This window comes from Variovorax sp. Soil_C_17, assembly GCF_057657265.1.
Genome location: NZ_JBDGIT010000003.1, coordinates 356,255 through 375,961 on the forward strand (window position 1 = coordinate 356,255; position 19,707 = coordinate 375,961).

21 protein-coding genes and 1 tRNA gene are annotated in these 19,707 nt (G+C 67.0%); 8 read left to right on the top strand and 14 right to left on the bottom strand.

What is annotated here, in order from left to right; all coding sequences use genetic code 11:
• Positions 1 to 53: 53 nt before the first annotated feature.
• The 4 genes from AC3A6Y_RS16785 to AC3A6Y_RS16800 are packed head-to-tail and all read left to right on the top strand — an operon-like array spanning position 54 to position 3,589.
• Complete coding sequence (locus AC3A6Y_RS16785; protein ID WP_487869366.1) at positions 54 to 1,547, top strand: MBOAT family O-acyltransferase; 1,494 nt, start codon at positions 54 to 56, stop codon at positions 1,545 to 1,547.
• 8 nt (positions 1,548 to 1,555) lie between these two features.
• On the top strand, positions 1,556 to 2,572 hold the full coding sequence (locus tag AC3A6Y_RS16790; protein ID WP_487869367.1) for an HAD family hydrolase: 1,017 nt from the start codon (positions 1,556 to 1,558) through the stop codon (positions 2,570 to 2,572).
• 37 nt (positions 2,573 to 2,609) lie between these two features.
• Positions 2,610 to 3,365 (top strand): cell division protein ZapD, encoded by a 756-nt coding sequence (gene zapD / locus AC3A6Y_RS16795; protein WP_487869368.1) that lies wholly within the window; start codon positions 2,610 to 2,612, stop codon positions 3,363 to 3,365.
• 8 nt (positions 3,366 to 3,373) lie between these two features.
• Entirely contained in the window at positions 3,374 to 3,589 is a 216-nt protein-coding gene (locus tag AC3A6Y_RS16800) for a DNA gyrase inhibitor YacG (RefSeq protein WP_487869369.1), read from the top strand.
• Here AC3A6Y_RS16800 and AC3A6Y_RS16805 read toward each other — a convergent pair.
• The 4 genes from AC3A6Y_RS16805 to secA are packed head-to-tail and all read right to left on the bottom strand — an operon-like array spanning position 3,583 to position 8,941.
• On the bottom strand, positions 3,583 to 4,008 hold the full coding sequence (locus AC3A6Y_RS16805) for an NUDIX domain-containing protein (protein ID WP_487869957.1): 426 nt from the start codon (positions 4,006 to 4,008) through the stop codon (positions 3,583 to 3,585). The two genes, AC3A6Y_RS16800 and AC3A6Y_RS16805, sit on opposite strands and share 7 nt — an antisense overlap.
• Before the next feature lie 8 nt (positions 4,009 to 4,016).
• Complete coding sequence (locus AC3A6Y_RS16810) at positions 4,017 to 4,886, bottom strand: ATP-binding protein (protein ID WP_106554991.1); 870 nt, start codon at positions 4,884 to 4,886, stop codon at positions 4,017 to 4,019.
• Entirely contained in the window at positions 4,883 to 6,112 is a 1,230-nt protein-coding gene (gene argJ / locus AC3A6Y_RS16815; RefSeq protein ID WP_487869370.1) for a bifunctional glutamate N-acetyltransferase/amino-acid acetyltransferase ArgJ, read from the bottom strand. Before argJ ends, AC3A6Y_RS16810 begins: the two co-directional genes overlap by 4 nt.
• A gap of 45 nt (positions 6,113 to 6,157) precedes the next feature.
• Positions 6,158 to 8,941, bottom strand: coding sequence for a preprotein translocase subunit SecA (secA, locus tag AC3A6Y_RS16820; RefSeq protein WP_487869371.1), 2,784 nt, complete (start codon positions 8,939 to 8,941; stop codon positions 6,158 to 6,160).
• A 177-nt stretch (positions 8,942 to 9,118) separates the two neighbouring features.
• Between secA and AC3A6Y_RS16825 the strand changes: the two genes are divergently transcribed.
• Genes AC3A6Y_RS16825 through AC3A6Y_RS16835 form a run of 3 tightly spaced genes read left to right on the top strand, consistent with a single transcriptional unit; the run spans position 9,119 to position 11,124 of the window.
• Positions 9,119 to 9,424 (top strand): hypothetical protein, encoded by a 306-nt coding sequence (locus tag AC3A6Y_RS16825; protein WP_106554994.1) that lies wholly within the window; start codon positions 9,119 to 9,121, stop codon positions 9,422 to 9,424.
• Between the two features lie 11 nt (positions 9,425 to 9,435).
• Complete coding sequence (locus AC3A6Y_RS16830; RefSeq protein WP_487869372.1) at positions 9,436 to 10,269, top strand: alpha/beta hydrolase; 834 nt, start codon at positions 9,436 to 9,438, stop codon at positions 10,267 to 10,269.
• A gap of 9 nt (positions 10,270 to 10,278) precedes the next feature.
• Positions 10,279 to 11,124, top strand: coding sequence for a hypothetical protein (locus tag AC3A6Y_RS16835; protein WP_487869373.1), 846 nt, complete (start codon positions 10,279 to 10,281; stop codon positions 11,122 to 11,124).
• On the opposite strand, the gene AC3A6Y_RS16840 is transcribed toward AC3A6Y_RS16835, so the two are convergent.
• From AC3A6Y_RS16840 to AC3A6Y_RS16865, 6 genes are all read right to left on the bottom strand, one after another.
• Entirely contained in the window at positions 11,015 to 11,653 is a 639-nt protein-coding gene (locus AC3A6Y_RS16840; RefSeq protein WP_487869374.1) for a hypothetical protein, read from the bottom strand. The genes AC3A6Y_RS16835 and AC3A6Y_RS16840 overlap by 110 nt on opposite strands.
• A gap of 114 nt (positions 11,654 to 11,767) precedes the next feature.
• Positions 11,768 to 12,463, bottom strand: a complete 696-nt coding sequence (locus tag AC3A6Y_RS16845) for a Vgb family protein (protein ID WP_487869375.1) — start codon at positions 12,461 to 12,463, stop codon at positions 11,768 to 11,770.
• A 45-nt stretch (positions 12,464 to 12,508) separates the two neighbouring features.
• The gene (locus AC3A6Y_RS16850; protein WP_487869376.1) at positions 12,509 to 13,729 is read right to left on the bottom strand and encodes a helix-turn-helix domain-containing protein; all 1,221 of its coding nucleotides are present in this window, start codon (positions 13,727 to 13,729) and stop codon (positions 12,509 to 12,511) included.
• A gap of 78 nt (positions 13,730 to 13,807) precedes the next feature.
• Complete coding sequence (gene kce, locus AC3A6Y_RS16855; RefSeq protein WP_487869377.1) at positions 13,808 to 14,746, bottom strand: 3,5-dioxohexanoate:acetyl-CoA acetone transferase; 939 nt, start codon at positions 14,744 to 14,746, stop codon at positions 13,808 to 13,810.
• Between the two features lie 104 nt (positions 14,747 to 14,850).
• The gene (locus AC3A6Y_RS16860) at positions 14,851 to 15,423 is read right to left on the bottom strand and encodes a Bug family tripartite tricarboxylate transporter substrate binding protein (RefSeq protein ID WP_487869378.1); all 573 of its coding nucleotides are present in this window, start codon (positions 15,421 to 15,423) and stop codon (positions 14,851 to 14,853) included.
• 11 nt (positions 15,424 to 15,434) lie between these two features.
• Positions 15,435 to 17,147: a CocE/NonD family hydrolase gene (locus AC3A6Y_RS16865; RefSeq protein WP_487869379.1), complete on the bottom strand. Its 1,713-nt coding sequence runs from the start codon at positions 17,145 to 17,147 to the stop codon at positions 15,435 to 15,437.
• Between the two features lie 124 nt (positions 17,148 to 17,271).
• Between AC3A6Y_RS16865 and AC3A6Y_RS16870 the strand changes: the two genes are divergently transcribed.
• Positions 17,272 to 17,952, top strand: a complete 681-nt coding sequence (locus tag AC3A6Y_RS16870) for a TetR/AcrR family transcriptional regulator (protein ID WP_487869380.1) — start codon at positions 17,272 to 17,274, stop codon at positions 17,950 to 17,952.
• A 14-nt stretch (positions 17,953 to 17,966) separates the two neighbouring features.
• On the opposite strand, the gene AC3A6Y_RS16875 is transcribed toward AC3A6Y_RS16870, so the two are convergent.
• The 4 genes from AC3A6Y_RS16875 to AC3A6Y_RS16890 form a co-directional block, all read right to left on the bottom strand.
• Positions 17,967 to 18,122, bottom strand: coding sequence for a hypothetical protein (locus AC3A6Y_RS16875; protein WP_487869381.1), 156 nt, complete (start codon positions 18,120 to 18,122; stop codon positions 17,967 to 17,969).
• A gap of 197 nt (positions 18,123 to 18,319) precedes the next feature.
• Positions 18,320 to 18,395 (bottom strand) — tRNA-Thr (locus AC3A6Y_RS16880).
• A gap of 60 nt (positions 18,396 to 18,455) precedes the next feature.
• On the bottom strand, positions 18,456 to 19,022 hold the full coding sequence (locus AC3A6Y_RS16885) for a ClpXP protease specificity-enhancing factor (protein WP_487869382.1): 567 nt from the start codon (positions 19,020 to 19,022) through the stop codon (positions 18,456 to 18,458).
• A 27-nt stretch (positions 19,023 to 19,049) separates the two neighbouring features.
• A complete protein-coding gene (locus AC3A6Y_RS16890; protein WP_068684852.1) occupies positions 19,050 to 19,661 on the bottom strand; it encodes a glutathione S-transferase N-terminal domain-containing protein in 612 nt (203 codons plus the stop codon).
• Positions 19,662 to 19,707 lie beyond the last annotated feature (46 nt).

Consider the following 19,707-nt stretch of genomic DNA (forward strand, 5'->3'; position numbering starts at 1 on the left):
CCCCCGAACAGAAGAACGCGGCGCGCGAGGCCAGCGCGCACGCCCCCTCCGAGATGCTTTTCAATTCGCACGCGTTTCTCTTTGTCTTTTTTCCGATCGTCCTGTTCGGCTTCTTCCTGATCGGTCAACGCAACGTGCGCGCCGCGGCCGGCTTCCTGGCCCTCGCCTCGCTCTTCTTCTACGGCTGGTGGAGCGTCAAGGCGATGCCGCTGCTCATCGCCTCGATCTGCATCAACTACTGGTTCGGGCTGCGCCTCACGCCCGGGCCGGGGCGCGACGACGCCCAGCGCAAGCGCCTGCTGATCGTCGCCCTGGTGGTCAACCTCGGCGTGCTGGCAGTCTTCAAGTACGCGAACTTCTTCGTGTCGAACGTCAACGAGGCGCTGACGACGGCCGGCTTCTCGCCCATCCCGATGCTGCACATCGCGCTGCCCATCGGGATTTCCTTCTACACCTTCACGCAGATCGCCTTCCTGGTCGACTGCTGGCAGGGCAAGGTGCATGAGCGCAGCTTCGTGCACTACGCGCTCTTCGTCACCTACTTCCCGCACCTGATCGCGGGCCCGGTGCTGCACCACGCGCAGATGATGCCGCAGTTCGCCAACCCGCAGACCTACAAGGCCGACCCGCGCAAGGTGGCGCTGGGCCTGGCGATCTTCAGCTTCGGCCTGGCCAAGAAGCTGCTGATCGCCGACCCGATGGGCCAGTACTCCGACCTGATGTTCAACGGCGCGCACAACGGCCTCGCGCCCACGCTCTACACGGCGTGGTTCGGGGTGCTCGCCTACACGCTGCAGATCTACTTCGACTTCTCGGGCTACTCGGACATGGCGGTCGGCCTGTCGATGTGCCTGGGCGTGCAGTTGCCGCTCAACTTCCGCTCGCCCTACAAGTCGACCAACATCATCGAGTTCTGGCGCCGCTGGCACATCTCGCTGTCGACCTTCCTGCGCGACTACCTCTACGTGCCGCTGGGCGGCAATCGCAAGGGCGAGGCCCGGCGCTACCTGAACCTGTTCCTCACCATGCTGCTGGGCGGGCTCTGGCACGGCGCCGCCTGGACCTTCGTGATCTGGGGCGCGCTGCACGGTGCCTACCTGATGATCAACCACCTCTGGAACGCCAAGGTTCGGCGCAACATTCCGGCAGGGCCCATCGCCCGCGTGTTCGGCTGGCTGCTCACCTTCCTCTGCGTGATGATTGCCTGGGTGGTCTTCCGCGCCGACGGCATGCACACGGCGGTGGCGGTCTACAAGGGCATGCTGGGCCTGCACGGGGCGCCGCCCACCGCCTTCAGCGAGATGGGCCTGGTGCCCTACCGCAAGTCCGAGTTCTTCAGGACGATGCTGATCGGCGTGCTCATCTGCCTGGCCTTCCCGCCCACCATCTCGCTCGAGCGCTGGGTGCCCCATCCGCAGGCCGTGGCGGGCAACAGGGTGCTGGCCCTGGGCTCCACCGTGCTGATTGCCGCGGGCAGCTTCCTGATGTTCGCCTGGGCGGTGTCGAAGCTGGGCGGCTACAGCCCCTTCCTGTACTTCCAATTCTGAAAACCGCCATGACGCTCGCAAAAGTCTGGCTCCGCATCTTCGTCACCGGCTACGTGGCCGTGTTCGTGATGTGGCTCGTCTCGCTCACCAGTCTCCCGCCCTATGGCGACCTGACCCGCATCGGCCACCTGGCGGAAGAGGATTTCGGCTGGACCAAGCCGGCGCCCACGGTCGACCCCGCCTACCTGAAGGCCGCCCCGGTCGACCAGGCCGACATCCTGGTTATCGGCGACAGTTTTTCGATGACGCTCTACTGGCAGGCCTCGCTGGCGAAGGCCGGCTACCGCGTCGCCACCACCTACTGGGGCCAATACGGCACGGTGATGTGCAAGGATTTCGACCAGTGGATCCAGCGCGCGGGCTTCAAGGGGAAGCTGATCATCTTCGAAAGCGTGGAGCGCCTGCTCGACGAGCGGACGGTGAGCGGCCAGACGTGCGACAAGGTCATCAAGCCCTTCTCGGCCCAGATCGAGCCCTTCGTCAAGCCCGCCGAGCTTCCGGGCCCCGATGCCCTGCCCAACTGGACCGCACGCTTCGACACCGGCCCGGTCGCCTATTTCAATTCGTGGCGCGCGAAGAAGTCGCAGGTCGAACTGCTGTTCAACAAGAACACCTGGGTCCGGTCGCTGCCGGACGGCTGCAAGTACTTCTCCCACCGCGAGTGCGACAAGCTGCCGGTCTTCGTCGACGACGAGGGCAACGGCCCGCTGACCACGGGCACCCTGGACCGGATCAAGCGCTTTGCGGCGCAGCACCAGGCCATCCCGCAGCTGTGGATGGTGATCCCCAACAAGACCACCGTCTTCCTCAAGCCCGACTTCTCGAAGGACTTCGTGCATGGCTTCCGCGAGGCGAAGCTCGGGCCCGACCTCTACGCCTTCGCGCGCGAGAAGGGCCACCAGATGCAGGACTTCTATTTCTCGAACGACACGCACCTGTCGATGCACGGACAGCTGGCGCTGGGCGAGCACATGCTGGGCGTGGTGCGCGAAGTGCTGCCCGTCCCACAGACGAAGGCACCGTGAGAGGCTTATCATCCCGCGACGGGAAACCCACAGACACGTGATCCTCTACGAATACCCCTTCAACGAGCGCATCCGGACCTACCTGCGGCTGGAGCACCTGTTCCGCCGCCTGGGTGAGCTGGTCCCTGCCGACTCGGCGCTGTCCCACCACTACGCGCTGGTGACGATCTTCGAGATCATGGACGTGGCCGCACGCGCCGACCTGAAGGCCGACGTGATGCGCGACCTGGACAAGCACAAGAACGTCTTCAACAGCTATCGCGGCAACCCGGCGATTTCCGAGGCCGTGCTGGACCAGGTGGTCGGCAAGCTCGAAGCCAATTTTGCGACGCTCAATACGATTCCGGGCAAGGCCGGCCAGGCGCTGACCGAGAACGAGTGGCTCATGAGCATCCGCAGCCGCGCCAGCATTCCCGGCGGCACCTGCGAGTTCGACCTGCCCGCCTACTACGCCTGGCAGCACCGCCAGGCCCACGAGCGCCGGGCCGACCTGGAACGCTGGTCCTCCACGCTCGCGCCGCTGGCCGAATCGATCTACCTGCTGCTCAAGCTGCTGCGCGACACCGACGTGCCCTACAAGGTGATCGCGACGAACGGCCAGTTCCAGCAGAACCTGCCGCAGGGCCGCAGCTTCCAGCTCCTGCGTCTGCGCATCGATCCGCGTCTCGGGCTCATTCCCGAGATCAGCGGCAACCGGCTCATGGTGTCGGTGCGGCTCATGCGGCACGAGGCCGACGACCGCCTGCACCAAAGCACGGAAGACACGCCTTTCGAGCTCACCCTCTGCGCCTGAAGCCGGCCATGGCGACCAGCAAGAAGACCTCTTCGGGCGAGCGCATCGTCCGCTGCCCGGCCTGCGGCAAGGACAGCGTCTACGGGCCGAGCAACCCTTACCGCCCGTTTTGCAGCGCGCGCTGCAAGGGCATCGACCTCGGCGCCTGGGCCACCGAGGAATTCCGCATGCCGGCGGATGCCCCGCCCGACGACGAGGCCTTCGGCGACCCCAAGCTTCAGTAGGCGGCCCGGGGCAGCCCGCGCTCCTGCGCCAGCCAGTCGAGCACCGGCAGCGCACCGGGCAGCACGGGCGTCACCGACAGCGGCAGCTGCTGCCAGCGCATCGCCTGCCCCTCGCGCATCTCGAACTCGCCCTGCCACGCGCGCACCTTGCACCAGTGCAGGCGCACGAGCGCATGCGGGTAGTCGTGCTCGGTGGTCTTCCACACCTCGGCGGCACCGATGGTGATGCCGAGCTCCTCGTGCAGCTCGCGCCGCAGCGCCTCTTCGATGGATTCGCCGCTCTCGATCTTGCCGCCCGGGAACTCCCAGTAGCCGGCATAGGGCTTGCCTTCGGGGCGGGTCGACAGCAGCAGCGCCTCGTCCTGCTCGCGGATCAGGATGCCGACTGCCACCTCGGTGTGCTTGCGCGCCTCGGCCATGGCGTTGCTCAATGCCGGCCGGCGTAGTCGCGCGCGAACTGGTAGGCCACGCGGCCGCTGCGCGAGCCGCGCTCCAGCGCCCAAACCAGCGCCTCGGCGCGCGCCCCCTCGATGGTCTTCGCATCGGCGCCGAAGGACGACAGCCACTGCGCGACGATCGCCAGGTACTCGTTCTGGCTGAAGGGATAGAAGCTCACCCACAGGCCGAAGCGCTCGGACAGCGAGATCTTCTCCTCGATCACCTCGCCGGGATGCACCTCGCCGTCCTCCGTGTGGGTGTAGCTGAGGTTGTCTTTCATGTACTCCGGCAGCAGGTGGCGCCGGTTGCTGGTCGCGTAGATCAGCACGTTGGGCGTGGCAGCCGCCACCGAACCGTCGAGGATGGACTTGAGCGCCTTGTAGCCCGGCTCGCCTTCGTCGAAGCTCAGGTCGTCGCTGAAGACGATGAACTTCTCGGGCCGCTGCGACACCACCTCGACGATGTCGGGCAGGTCGGTCAGCTCGGCCTTGTCGACCTCGATCAGGCGCAGCCCTTGCGGGGCATAGGCGTGCAGGCAGGCGCGGATCAGGGAGGACTTGCCGGTGCCGCGGGCGCCGGTCAGCAGCACGTTGTTGGCAGGCTTGCCTTCGACGAACTGGCGGGTGTTGCGCTCGATCTTTTCCTTCTGAACGTCGATTTCCTTCAGCGCGTCGAGCGGCATGGGCGCCAGGTGGCGAACCGGCTCCAGCGTGCCGTGGCCCGAGCTGCGGCGACGGTAGCGCCAGGCAATCGAGGCGTTCCAGTCGGCGGGGGCGGACAGCGGCTGGGGAAGAATGGATTCGATGCGGCCGATCAACTGCTCGGCACGCTCGATCAGCTTTTCGAACTTCTCGTTCATGACCTGTAGTCGGCGTTGATCGAGACGTAGTCGTGGCTCAGGTCGCAGGTCCAGACCGTGTCGGCGGCCTCGCCGCGGCCGAGCGCGATGCGCACGGTGATCTCGCTCTGCTTCATCACGCGCTGGCCGTCTTCCTCGCGGTAGGACGGATTGCGCCCGCCCTTGACGGCCACATGCACGTCGTCGAGGTAGAGATCGATGCCCGTCTGGTCCAGGTCGGAGATCCCGGCATAGCCGACTGCAGCCAGGATGCGACCGAGATTCGGGTCGCTCGCGTAGAAGGCCGTCTTGACCAGCGGCGAATGCGCGACCGCATAGGCCACCTGCCGGCATTCGGCAGCGTCGCGGCCACCCTCCACGCGCACCGTGATGAACTTGGTCGCGCCCTCGCCGTCGCGCACGATGGCCTGGGCCAGCTGGCGCGCGACCGCCTGCATCGCATCGACGAGCGCACGGCCATCGGCCGAATCCAGCGAATCGATGGTGGCATGCGCGGCCTGCTGCGTCGCGATCACCACGAAGGAGTCGTTGGTCGAGGTGTCGCCGTCGATGGTCACGCGGTTGAAGGAAGCCTCGGCCAGCGCCTTGGCCAAGGGCTGGATCAGGGCCGGCGCGATCTTCGCGTCGGTCGCCATGAAGCCCAGCATGGTCGCCATGTTGGGCCGGATCATGCCGGCGCCCTTGCTGATGCCGGTGACGGTAACGGTCGCTCCGCCGATCTGCAGCTGCCGGCTGAAGGCCTTGGGCACGGTGTCGGTGGTCATGATGCCTTCGGCCGCGCGCGCCCAGTTCGCGGGCCGTGCATCGGCCAGCGCGGCGGGCAGGCCGGCCTCGATGCGGTCGATGGGCAGCGGCTCCATGATCACGCCGGTCGAGAAGGGCAGGATCTGTTCCGGCGCCACGTTGAGCCTGCGGGCCAGCGCGATGCAGGTGGCGCGCGTGCGTGCCAGCCCGTCCTCGCCGGTGCCGGCGTTCGCATTGCCGGTGTTGATCAGCATCGCGCGGATGCCGAAGTCCTTCTGCAGATGCTCGCGGCAGACCTGCACCGGCGCCGCGCAGAAGCGGTTCTGCGTGAAGACGCCGCCGACCGCGGCGCCCTCGTCGATCAGCACCACCGTCAGGTCCTTGCGGTTGGCCTTGCGCACGCCCGCCTCGGCCACGCCGATGCGGACGCCGGGCACCGCGTGCAGCGCGGCGGGATCGGGAGCGGAGAGATTCACGGGCATGGCGTTGGCGCTTTCATTCTCTGCAAGGTCGTAAGCCCGGGTGCGTCAGCTCAGCTTGCCGTGGCAATGCTTGAATTTCTTGCCGCTGCCGCAGGGGCAGGGGTCGTTGCGGCCCACGCGCGCGAAGGCGGCGGCGCCGGTCGCATGGCCGGTGGCGATCGCTGCCAGGCGGCGCTGGCTTTCCTCGTCGACGCGGATTTCGACCTCGCCGGTCTCGGTCGGCGCGCTGTAGGTGATGTTGGCGAGGTTCTCGCCGCGGCTTTCCATCGCCTCGGCGGCCTGCTCGAGCTGCTCGGTGGACTGGACGCGCACCGTCATCAGCTGGCGCGTGACTTCGTTCTTCACCGAGTCGAGCAGCTGGCCGAAGAGCTCGAAGGCCTCGCGCTTGTATTCCTGCTTGGGCTGCTTCTGCGCATAGCCGCGCAGGTGGATGCCCTGGCGCAGGTAGTCCAGCGAAGCCAGGTGCTCGCGCCAGTGCGTGTCGATGCTCTGCAGCAGCACCATGCGCTCGAACTGCGTGAAGTTCTCCTGGCCGATCAGCGTCACCTTGGCGTTGAAGGCCTCGTTGGCCGCGGCGATCACCTTCTCGACGACGTCCTCGTCGGTCATGGCGGTGGCGGCCTCCACTTCCTTCTGCAGCGGGAGGTCGATGGTCCATTCGCCGGACAGCGTCTTCTCGAGCCCGGCCAGGTCCCACTGCTCCTCGACCGATTCGGCCGGCACGTACTGGCGGACCAGGTCGGTGAAGCAGCCCTCGCGCAGGGCCTCGATCTGCGCCGTCAGGTCGCCGGCATCGAGGATGTCGTTGCGCTGCTGGTAGATCACCTTGCGCTGGTCGTTCGACACGTCGTCGTACTCGAGCAGCTGCTTGCGGATGTCGAAGTTGCGCGCCTCGACCTTGCGCTGCGCGCTCTCGATGCTGCGGGTGACGATGCCGGCCTCGATGGCCTCGCCGTCCGGCATCTTGAGGCGGTCCATGATCGCCTTGACGCGGTCGCCCGCGAAGATGCGCATCAGCGGATCGTCCAGGCTCAGGTAGAAGCGCGAAGAGCCGGGGTCGCCCTGGCGGCCCGAGCGGCCGCGCAACTGGTTGTCGATGCGCCGCGACTCGTGGCGCTCGGTGGCGATGATGCGCAGGCCGCCGACCGACTTGATGAACTCGTGGTCCTTCTCCCACTCGGCGCGCAGGCGCGCGATCTCGGCGGCCTTGGCCGAGGGGTCGAGTTCCTCGTTCGCCTCGACCGCTTCGATCGCCTTCTCGACGTTGCCGCCGAGCACGATGTCGGTGCCGCGCCCCGCCATGTTGGTCGCGATGGTGATCATCTTGGTCCGCCCCGCCTGCGCCACGATCTCGGCTTCGCGCGCGTGCTGCTTGGCGTTGAGCACCTGGTGCGGCAGGCCGGCCTTGGCGAGCAGGCCGTCGATGATCTCGGAGTTCTCGATCGAGGAGGTTCCCACCAGCACCGGCTGGCCGCGCTCGTAGCACTCGCGGATGTCCTGGATGGCGGCCTCGTATTTCTCGCGCGTGGTCTTGTAGACGCGGTCGAGCTGGTCATCGCGCCGGCTCGGACGGTTGGGCGGGATGATCACGGTCTCCAGGCCGTAGATCTCCTGGAACTCGTAGGCCTCGGTGTCGGCCGTGCCGGTCATGCCGGCGAGCTTCGCGTAGAGGCGGAAGTAGTTCTGGAAGGTGATCGAGGCGAGGGTCTGGTTCTCGGCCTGGATCTCCACGCCTTCCTTGGCTTCCACGGCCTGGTGCAGGCCGTCGCTCCAGCGCCGGCCCGTCATCAGCCGGCCGGTGAATTCGTCGACGATCACCACCTCGCCCTGCTGCACCACGTAGTGCTGGTCGCGGTGGTAGAGATGCCGCGCGCGCAACGCGGCATTGAGGTGATGCATCAGCGTGATGTTGGCGGGATCGTAGAGCGAGGCGCCCTCGGGCAGCAGCTTGAACTCGGAGAGCACCTGCTCTGCCTTCTCGTGGCCGTCTTCGGTGAGGAACACCTGGTGCGTCTTCTCGTCGACGGTGAAGTCGCCTGGCTTGGTGACGCCCTCGCCGGTGCGCGGGTCGGCCTCGCCTTCCTGGCGGGTGAGCAGCGGCACGACCTTGTTGATCGCCAGGTACAGGTCGGTGTGGTCCTCGGCCTGGCCGCTGATGATCAGCGGCGTGCGCGCTTCGTCGATCAGGATCGAGTCCACCTCGTCGACGATGGCGTAGTTCAGCCCGCGCTGCACCCGGTCCTGCGTCTCGTAGACCATGTTGTCGCGCAGGTAGTCGAAGCCGTACTCGTTGTTGGTGCCGTAGGTGATGTCGCTGCCGTAGGCCTGCTGCTTCTCTTCGCGCGGCATCTGCGGCAGGTTGATGCCGACCGTGAGCCCGAGGAAGTTGTAGAGCCGGCCCATCCAGCGCGCGTCGCGGTTGGCGAGGTAATCGTTCACCGTCACCACGTGAACGCCCTTGCCGGTCAGCGCATTCAGGTACACGGGGAGCGTGGCGGTGAGCGTCTTGCCCTCGCCCGTGCGCATTTCGGAGATCTTGCCGTGGTGCAGCGCCATGCCGCCGAGCAGCTGCACATCGAAGTGGCGCATCTTCATGACGCGCTTGGAGCCCTCGCGCACGGTGGCGAAAGCTTCGGGCAGCAGGTCGTCCAGCGATTCGCCGCGCGTCACGCGGTCCTTGAATTCCTGCGTCTTGGCCTGCAACGCCTCGTCGCTGAGCTTTTCGAAGCTGGGCTCGAGCGCGTTGATGCGATCGACCGTCTTGCGATACTGCTTGAGGAGCCGGTCGTTGCGACTGCCGAAGATCTGGGTCAGGAAGTTGGTGGCCATGCGAGCGGGTCGACAGCGACCCCATGGCATGCGGGTCCGCGACCGAAATTCCTAAGATAGTGAAAGCAGGTGGGCGCGCCTGGCGCAAAATCAACACGCCAAAGGGCACGCGCCCCGCCGGCACGAATGCCGGCAAACCGGGCATTTTAGCCGCGTTGCCGTTTCCACTACCTTGTCATGAACCGTCGTTTGCACCCCGTCACCTTGCAGCAGGCTGCCGAGGATTCGCCCACGCTGGCGAGCCTGATCGCGCGCGCGCGCGACGCCTCCGAACGGCTCCAGGCGATCCAGGAACTCATCCCGCCCGAGATGCGCGCTGCGGTCCAGGCCGGGCCCGTGGAGGGCGACAGCTGGTGCCTGCTGGTGCGGGGCAGCGCAGCGGCGGCCAAGCTGCGACAGCTGGTGCCTGCGCTGCAGGCGCGATTGAAGTCCCGAGGGTGGCCCGACGTGACCCTTCGCCTGAAAGTCCACACTCGTCATTGAGAAGCAGAACCTTGTCATCCAGAGTCTCTCGCATCGCACTATCGGCATCGGCAGCTGCCATCGGCAGCATTGCGGCCTATTGGGCGCTCCTGGCGGCGCGCCAGGGCCACATCCTGTTCAATGCCCGCAAGCACCCCGTCGTCCATCTGTCCGACGACTTCTCCACGTACTCGCACACGGTGCCGGGCGGGATGGTCCGCGGGTACATCTACCACCCCCATGGCGAGGCAGCGCTGCAGGACCTGTTCATCTATTTCGCCGGCCGCGGCGAGGACGTCCGCGCCACGGCGCAGGCCCTGCACTGGCTTCCGGAAGGCTTCGGATTCGCCGCGATCAACTACCGCGGGGTGGCCGACTCCGAGGGGCACCCCTCCGAGCTCGCCTCGGTGCAGGACGCGAGCCAGTTCGCCGATCACCTGCGCCGGGCCCTCCCGCACGCCCGCCTGCACGTGGTCGGCCGCAGCCTCGGGACGGGCGTGGCCATCCAGCTGGTGGCCCGGCAGGAGTTCGCGAGCCTGCAGCTGGTCACGCCTTACGACTCGATGCTGGCGGTGGCGAAGCGGCGCTTTCCGCTGGTTCCGCTTTCCCTGCTGCTGCGGCATCAGTTCAACTCCCTGACGCACTGCAAGGAGGTCGCGGCGAAAACCCAGGTCCTGCTGGCCGAGCAGGACGACATCGTGCTGCCCGAGCGCTCGCAGAAGCTCATCGCGGCCTGGCCGACGCCCATCAGCGTGCAGACGATCACCGGCTCCGATCACCACAACATCATGGGCCTCGAGGCGACCTGGCTCCATCTCGTCGACTTCGCCCTGACGGCCATCCTCCCGGAGCCGAAGGCGGCGTGAGCTCCAACCATGCTGCGTCATCCGTCCCTCACGCATCGCGAACGCGCACTGCTGGTCGCGTTCGCGTTGCTGTCGGCGGCCGCCTTCGTGGGACCTGCCCTGCCCACCCCTGAATCGGCTGCCGCGCCTTTTGCCGACGACCGTGCCTGGTACGGCCTGCCGAATGCGATGGACGTGCTGAGCAACCTGGCCTTTGCGGCGATCGGCATCTGGGGCCTGCTCCAGCTGCGCCGGCTGGACCGGACACGGGAGGCCGCCCAGGATGCCCTGCCGGCGTCCGGGACGACAAGGCAGGCAAGCGACAACGCGCTCGATTGCGCATGGCTCTTCTTCGCGGGCCTGATCCTCACCGCCGTGGGGTCGGCCTTCTACCACCTGCATCCCGACAGCCTGCGGCTCGCGGCCGATCGTGCCGGCATGGCCGTCGCGTTTGCAGGCATCGTGGGCGTCGCGGTCTGCGACCGGGTGAGCGCGCGCGCCGGCTGGCCGGCGGCCTGGTTCACTTTGGCGGGCGGCTTGCTGGCGGTGGGCGTCTTTCACGAGACCGGCAACGTGCTGCCGTGGGGACTGGTCCAGTTCGGCGGCATGGCGCTGCTCCTGGTGCTGGCGCTTGCCAAGCCGATGGGCGGCGGCATCGGGTTCAAGCCCGGTTGGGTGCTCTTCTTCTACGGCCTGGCCAAGCTGTTCGAGCTTTCGGACCAAGCCATCTTCGAGGCGACGAACGAGCTGATGTCGGGTCACACCCTCAAGCATCTGACTGCGGCGCTCGCGGCCCTTCCCGTGCTGCACGCGGTTCGGGCCATGGGAAGGCAGCCGTTGCGACAGGACCCGGGCACGCCCGCGATGACCGCCTGAGCAAGCCGCGGCAAATCCCGGTTGCAATCACGCCGGTGACGGCGAGCATCGCCGCGGTGTGGACGCCGACGGCCGCGAGTGCCAGGACCAGCGAACCCGATGCGCCGACCTCCCCGGCCGACACGTCGCCCAGGCAGAGCGGGATCAACGCCGGCACCAGCATCAAGCCGGCGCCGTGCGCGCTGGACATCATGAAGGACCAGAGCGCCAGTCCGACATGCCCGGCCGGCGTGCGCGCCTGCCGGGGCGTGCGGCCCGACAGGTGAAGCAGCGCGGCGACGATCAGCAGCCCGCCGGCCACCCATTGCAGCACCACGCGATCCATCGACAGGCCGAAGGCCACCGCGGCGGCCACCAGCGCGACCGACGCGGCATGCCCGAACGCGATCGGCACCAGCGCCCGCAGCGCCTGCGCCCGATCGCGCGAACGCAGGCCCCAGGCGGCAGCCCACATCCAGCCGGTGGCAGGATTCAGCCCGTGAAGGGCGCCGGCTCCTGCGACCGCCAGCCATGGCCAAAGGCTTGCCACGACATGTGCTCCGGCGCGGGGTGGGCGTGCCTCAATCGTGCGCGCAGCACGAATGGGCGGACGGCTTCGCCGCCGGTTCGCCTGCATCGTCCTTGCAGAGATGGCTCACCGTGTTCACGACGTGCTCCTGTCGTGGTTCGAAGCACCTCTGGGGCGCCGCACGGCGCGCACCTTTCCGCTCGCGCCGCCGCCGGCATAGAAGAGATCGGCCCCGTCGGATTCGAGCCCGCTGACCCCGGCGCCGCGCGGCATCTCCAGCCGCTCGAGGACGGCGCCGCTGACCGGATCGATGCGGCGGATGTCGCTCTCGTCGCCCTCCCATGTTCCATGCCACAGCTCGCCATCGACCCAGGTGACGCCGGTGACGAAGCGGGTGGACTCGATCGTGCGAATCACGGCACCGGTCGCCGGGTCGACCTGGTGGATCTTGCGGTCGCGGTACTGCCCCACCCACAGGCTGCCCTCGGCCCAGGTGAGGCCCGAATCGCTCCCGCTACCCGGCGCCGGGATCGACGCCACCACTTCGCCGGTGGCCGGATCGATCTTGTCGATGCGCGACTCGGCAATCTGATAGAGGTGCCTGCCGTCGAAGGCGGTGCCGGCGTCGCCGGCGCAGGCCAGCGTGCGCGTGGTCTCGCCGCTCTCGGGGTCGAAGGCGATCAGCCTCGCGCCGGTGGCGGCCCAGACGCGCTGGCCGTCATGGGTCACGCCGGCCACCTGATCGACGCCGGGAAAGGGGCCGTACTCGCGGACGATCTCGGCCGCCTGCACTGCGGCCTCGGGTCTGCCCTTGCTTGTCTTGCTGCTCATCGCTGCTCCTTGTGGTGCGCCACGGATCGACGCCTGGAGACAACTCTATTCAATCGGCAGCGCTGCAGGGAGTAACAAGATCGTCGTGAATCCGGCGAGCGGCGGCGCCAGCCAGCGCTGGGCCCGGGCCCGGCCGACGGAGCGCGCGCGCCCTGCCGACTCGAGCTCGGCCAGCGCGCGCTGGACGGTGCGCTGGCTGGCGCCCAGGGCCAGGGCCAGGGCCGACGTCGACCAGGCCGCGCCATCGGAAAGCAACGCCGCCAGGGACGCCTGCTCGCCATCGATCGGCGGCGCCAGCACGATGACGTCGCGCTCGTCGCGCGGCCTGAGAACGAAGCCGCGCGCGGTGGCTTCGATGCGGACCAGCCCCGTGACGAGTGCGCGCAGCCGGCCGATCTCCACCCGCAGGCGAGCACGATGCGTCTCGTCGGGGTACTGGGTGCGGAATGCGCAGGCGATCAAGGCCTCCCGATCCACATCCCCCGGCCACGCCTCGGCGAGCGCGCGCGCCAACGCGAACAGCACCGGCCGCCGCGCCAGCAGTCGCCATTCGGCACCGGCACCCAGGCCGCGCCGGCAGGCGTCGACCACCAGGGCGCCGGAATCCAGGAGCGCGGCCACCTCGTCGAGGCGCAGTGCCTGCTCGCCGCCGGCAAAGAGGCGCCGGGCGGCGGGACGACCGAGCACCGCGCGCGCCTCCGCCACCTCGGCCAGGAGCGCCGGCACGCGTGCGCGATCGGCCGCTTCCTGCGCGCGGGCAAGCGCCGCCTGGGCCGGACCGGTGCGCAGCGAGCGCAGCGCCAGCTCGGCCGCGCTCAACTCGGCCACCGCCGCCAGCGAGGGCGGCAGGCCGCGTGCATCGAGGCGCGCCAGCGCGGCCCCCGCCTCATCGAGACGGCCGAGCAGCAGCAGCCGGCGCGCTGCGATCAGCCGCGCCTGCAGTGCGTTGGCGCGATCGCCGCGCGCATCGAGCGTGGCCGCCGCGGCCGCCAGCGAGCGCGGCGAGCCGCCGAGGTCGCGCATGGCCAGCGCCACCTCGGCCTCGGCAACGAGGCAGCGGGCGCGCGCCAGTTCCTCGTGGGTGCCGAAGCCGCGGGCGGCGCGCCGCAGGAGCTCGCGCGCTCTCGGATGCTCGCCGAGCTGGGCCATGGCGATGCCGCGCAGGGCCAGCGCCGGGGGGTCCTCGCGCAGGGCGACACGCTTGAGGGCGCCGAGCGCATCGCCGGCAGCGAGGGCACGCGCGGAGGCGGCGATCAGGGAATCCATGGCGACAGGCTACCAGCGCGCCGATGTCGCGCGCCGCCTTGCCGGGATGGGGGGAGATTGGCTTGCTCTGCTGCCGGTTCAGAGCGCCACGGCGTCCGCGCCCTTGAGCTGCAGGATGCGACGCGCATCCTGCGGCGAGGCGATCTCGCACCCCAGCTCTTCGAGGATGCGCCGGATCTTGGCCACCTGCTCGGCGTTGCTCTTTGCCATGTGGCCGGCCCCAAGGTACAGACTGTCCTCCAGCCCGACCCTGACATGCGCACCCATGATCGATGCGAAGGTCAGCAGCGACATCTGGTGGCGGCCGGCGCCGAGCACCGACCACTCGTAGTCCTTGCCGAACAGCCGGTTTGCCGTCTGGCGCAGGAAGGCGACATTGTCCGGATCGGGTCCGATGCCGCCCAGGATGCCGAAGATCGTCTGGATGAAGAACGGCGGCTTCACCAGACCGGCGTCGACGAAGTGCGCCAGGTTGTAGAGGTGGCTGGCGTCGTAGCACTCGAACTCGAAGCGCGTGCCGCAGCCGTCGCCCAGCTCCTTGAGGATGCGGCGGATGTCGCGGAAGGTGTTGCGGAAGATGACGTCCTCCGTGCCCTCGATGTAGGGCTTCTCCCACTCGTATCGCCACTCCTTGATTTTGGCCGCGGCAGGATGAATCGAGAAATTCATCGATCCCATGTTCAAGGAGGCCATCTCCGGCTTGAACCGCAAAGGCGGGGCCAAACGCTCCTCCAGCGTCATCTTCGTGGAGCCGCCGCTGGTGATGTTGATGACCGCATCGGTCCGCGCGCGGATGACCGGCAGGAAGCGCGCAAAGACTCCGGGGTCGGCGCTCGGCCGCCCGTCCTCGGGGTCGCGTGCATGCAGGTGCAGGATCGCTGCGCCTGCCTCGGCGGCATCGACCGCCTGTTGCGCGATCTCCTCGGGCGTCAACGGCAGGTGAGGCGACATCGACGGCGTGTGAATTGCGCCGGTGATCGCGCTCGTGATGATCACCTTGCGTGTGGTGCGGGCCATGGCTTCAGTCCACCGTGATGTTCTTGGTTTTGAGCAGATCGCCCCACAGCTTCGCCTCCGAACGGCACCTGGCCCGAAACCACGTCTGTGAGCGGGCCGGTCTTTTAGGGCACGTGCAGCATTTGAACCTGCGCGCGCTCGCAGAACAGCTCCATGGCCAGATGCGGGAAGCCGCCTATGCCGTACGACGCATAGGCCAGCTTGCCGGGCCGCTCCTTCGCATAGGCCACCAGTTCCTTCACGGACTTCACCGGGAGGTCGTTGTTGACGACGATGAACGCACCTTGCGAAAGGATCGGAGAAACGGGACGCAGGTCCTTCTCCGGGTTGAAGCTCAGCTTGCTGTAGATCCACGGGTTGATCACGAAGGCGTTCGACACGGTGTAGAGCAGCGTGCAGCCGTCGGCAGGCGCCTTGGCGACCGCGTCGGACGCGAGGTTTGCGCCGGCTCCGGGCCTGTTCTCGACGATTACCGGCACGCCCAGCACCTTGGACAGACGCTCGGCGTAGATACGGCCATAGGTGTCCGGCGGCGACCCAGGGGGTCCCATGTTGACCAGCTTGATGGGTTTGGCGGGCCATGCCTGCTGCGCATTGGCAGCCTGCCAGGGCAGGAGGGTCGCGGCAGCGCATGCAGCGGCTGCACGCGCGACCATGTCGCGGCGTGTGAGGTTCATGAAGACTCCTGTCAGCGGGTGGCGGGGATCACGGGAACGAGCAGGAACGAGCCGTTCTTGCCACCCGTGTGGATCGTGACCTGCCCGCCGAAGCGTTGCGGCGAGCGATCCTTCACGTTGTCGTGCAACAGCACGGAGGAGCCGCGCATCTGCTTGCCGTAGATCTGCGGATACGGGCCCGGCAGATCGTGCTGGAAGTCCGACGCGCCCACGGTGAGCACGAGGCGATAGCCTTTGGGGAAGACGAAGCACATCGGCCAGATCTCGACCTGCACCTCGTATGTCTTGCCGGGCTCGGGCATCTGGATCTCGTCATGAGCGTGCACGGGCTGGTAGGACTTGGAGGCCTTCTCGTCCAGCTTGCGATGGGAGACCCGCAGCCAGCCCTGCGCAAGCGGCGCGTTGGCTTCCACCGCACCGACGATGAGGTGTTCCTTGCCGTCAGCCGCGAAGGCGCGGACGGTGAGGAACAGGTCGGCGTCCCGTGCCGCCGTCGAGACGTACAGCGTCGCCGCCAGCGGCCCGGTCACTTCAGTATCGCGCTCGAACGGCGCCGTGCTGAAACTGACCTTACCGGAGAGGCCGTCGTACGTCTCTTCCCCAGCCCCTTGTGCCGGTTGCACTTGCAGAGACTTCTGGCTGGCATCGAGATACAGCCGGGTCCACTCGGTCCGGGCCAGCGGCCACTCCCGCTCGAAGCGCTCGACAAAGCGGTCGACATGGCGCACCTGCATGCGGATGGGCGGCTCCTTGTCCCAGCCGTTGTCCTCGCCCTTCAAGAAGTGATCGAAGAAGCGCTTTTGGATCGCGACGCCGTAGTCCGTGTAGAACTCGGTCCAGTGCTCCAGGCCGTGGAACTCCAGCCACTTCTGCTTCGAGCCTGCGCCCAACCAGCCCTGAACGTTGCCGCGCAGGTGCAGACCATGGCCACCCCAGTTGGCGCAGGAGAGGACCGGAACCTCGACCGCCGCAATGTCGGCGCGCCGGCCTTCGAAGAAGGCATCGGTGATGAGTTCCGCTTCGAGCATTTGGGCATTGATGTCCACGCGGTTGGCGCGCAGTTCCTCCTCGCCCAGCTCGTCGGGGCCGGAGATCGGCACGCCGTTGTTGGGGTTGACGCGTCCGCGCGAACCCAGACCGTTCTGCACGTTCTCCACCTGTTTGGGGTACCACGCCTCCATGAACGTGTTCAGGATGCCACCGTGCCGGCACGCGTCCCGGTAGTAGTCAGAGAAGCCTTCGAAGGGACAGATCGCGGCCAGGTGGGGCGGGCGCCTGCCGGCCACGAGCCATTGGGTGGCGCCGTAGTAGGACACGCCAGCCAGACCGATCTTGCCGTTGCTCCAGCGCTGATTGGCTGCCCATTCGATGCAGTCGTAGAAGTCTTGGGTTTCACGCGGGGAGAAGCAATCGATCACGCCCGGCGAGCGGCCGGCGCCGCGCGAATCGACACGCATGCACACGTAGCCGAAGGGAACCCAGCGCTCGGGATCCACGGTCTCCCAGTTGGCGTACTTGCCGCTGCTGCCGCGCAGGATCTCCGGGTGCTTGGCAGTCAGCGATCGCCATTGCGTTGGATAGCCCTCGTCGAAGTGCAGGCCCTTGCCATAGGGGCCGTACGACATCAGGACCGGGTAGCGGTCATCGCCATCGGGCCGATAGACATCCGCGCGGACGACCAGACCGTCGTCCATGGGGATTTCGACATCCCAATCAATCTGCATGTTGCCTCCTGGAGTTGGACAAAACGCGTGTCTCAAACACGTGTTTAGTATGGCGTCAGCCCAATGCCGCAGCACTGGGGGTTTCCCTAATCGCCGTTTCAATCGTTTGTTTGAAACTGGATCCATGAATGACGCACCAGCAACGACAACAGATCCCAGTCCCATCCCCGACGCACGCGAGCGCATCCTCGCTGCGGCGGAGCGCCTGTTTGCGCAGAAGGGGGCAGGTAAGACATCGATCCGGGAGATCACGGCGGAGGCCGGCGTCAACGTGGCGTCCGTCAACTACTACTTTCGCTCCAAGGACGCCCTGGCCGAAGCGCTCTTCGCGCGCCTCGCCGAGCGCGCAACGACGATGCGGCTCGCCGAGCTTTCCGCCTGCGTGCGGTCAGCGCAGGCGCGCAGCGAACCGGTGCGGCTCGAAGCGCTCGTGGCCTGCTTCATCAGGCCGTACTTCGAGCCGGCCCGAACCGGCCAGCTGTTTGCACGCTTTATCCTGCAGCACAGGCTGGAGCCCAACGCAATGACGCAACGGGTCTACGAGCAGTACCTCGACCCCTTCGCGCTCACCTTCATCGATGCGCTGCGCCAGACCGATGCCCGTGTCCCCAAGGCGCAGTGGATCTGGCGTTACACGCTGATGGTCGGTACCGTCCTGCTCGCCGTCACGGACGCCACGGCCGGGAATCGGCTGGCGAAGCTCTCGCAGGGCTTGGCCGATGCCGCCCGGGGTGATGAACTGGAGCGCAACCTGACAGGGTTTCTGTGCGCCGCATTGGCAGGAAGTGCGTCGGATTACCCATGACTACGGCTTGCGAGCTATGCGCCGCGCCCGTGAGGCACGGCATCATCGAGATCAATGTCGGCCAGCGGAAGTCCCACGACTTCAGCGAGGCGTGCCCCAGTGTCGATCAGCAGCGCCGCGATCCATCGAAGGTCATCGTCAACCTCGCGGCATGCCGCATAGAGCGTCATCAGTTCTTTCAATGTGAACGGGACCCGAGCCTTGGAGTCGCTTCCCTTTTCGGGTATCTCGATGCTCTCGAACGGGTTAATGAGTCCTGGGGCCGAAGCAAAGTCTCATGGGGTTGAGCTACCACAGTTGCTACCCCGCTGGAGCTACCCCGGATCATCTGAAACTCGACAACGGCGCGGGTTTCCGGCCGATTCAATGGTGCCGCTTGTCGGAATCGAACTGACGACCTACCGCTTACAAGGCGGTTGCTCTACCAACTGAGCTAAAGCGGCATGGGAATGGGCGTTGATTCTAACGGCGCCCCTGCACGCGCCGCTCCCCTGCTCTTGCGGCTACTTGATGCGCTTGAGCGAAGGGCGCGAGCCACCGCTGCCCGGGGGACGGGGCGGCTCCTCCGGGCCGGGCGGTGTGGACGCGGTCGTTGCCGTGCCGTCTTCCGCCGCGCCTTCGCCGCTGATCAGGTGCACCACCTTGCCGGGATCGGCCTCCGCGCCGCGGGAGGCATCGCGCAGCGGCAGGCGCGCCGCAGGCGCATCGCCGGACGTGCTGCCCGCACCGGCCGGCGCCGTGGAAGGCGCTGGCGCGGGAAAGGCCATGCCCTGGCCGTTCTCGCGCGCATAGATCGCGATCACGCGGCCCACCGGCACGCTGATCTCGCGAGCGGTGCCGGCGAAACGGGCCTTGAACTCGATGAAGTCGTTGCCCAGCTTGAGCGAGCTGGTCGCATCGAAGCTGATGTTCAGCACGATCTCGCCGTTTTTCACGTACTCGCGCGGCACCTGCACGGTGTCGTCGACCTGCACCGCCACGTAGGGGGTGAAGCCGTTGTCCGTGCACCACTCGTACAGCGCCCGGATCAGGTACGGGCGGGTCGAAGAGGACTCCAGCGCATTGATCATGAAAAAAGCGGCAACAGCGTTCGGCGTTTACTTGCGCATGACCTTTTCGGAAGGCGTCAGCGCCTCGATGTAGGCAGGGCGCGAGAAGATGCGCTCGGCGTACTTCAGAAGCGGGGCAGCGTTCTTGCTCAGGTCGATGCCATAGTAATCCAGGCGCCAAAGCAGCGGCGCAATGGCGACATCCAGCATCGAGAAATTGTCGCCGAGCATGTATTTGTTCTTGAGGAACACGGGCGCGAGCTGGGTCAGGCGGTCGCGGATGTGCGAGCGGGCCTTTTCCAGCGCCTTTTCGTTGCCCTTGGCGCTGCGGTTCTCGAGCGTGGACACGTGCACGAAGAGTTCCTTCTCGAAATTGAGCAGGAACAGGCGCACGCGGGCGCGGTCGACCGGGTCGCCGGGCATCAGTTGCGGATGCGGGAAGCGCTCGTCGATGTACTCGTTGATGATGTTCGACTCGTACAGGATCAGGTCGCGCTCGACCAGGATGGGCACCTGGCCGTACGGGTTCATCACGCTGATGTCCTCGGGCTTGTTGTAGAGATCGACATCGCGAATCTCGAAGTCCATGCCTTTTTCGAACAGCACGAAGCGGCAACGATGGGAGAAGGGGCAGGTCGTTCCTGAATACAAGACCATCATGGCTTAAGGCTCCTAAAAACTAAAAGGAGTGGGAAGCTCTCGGCAA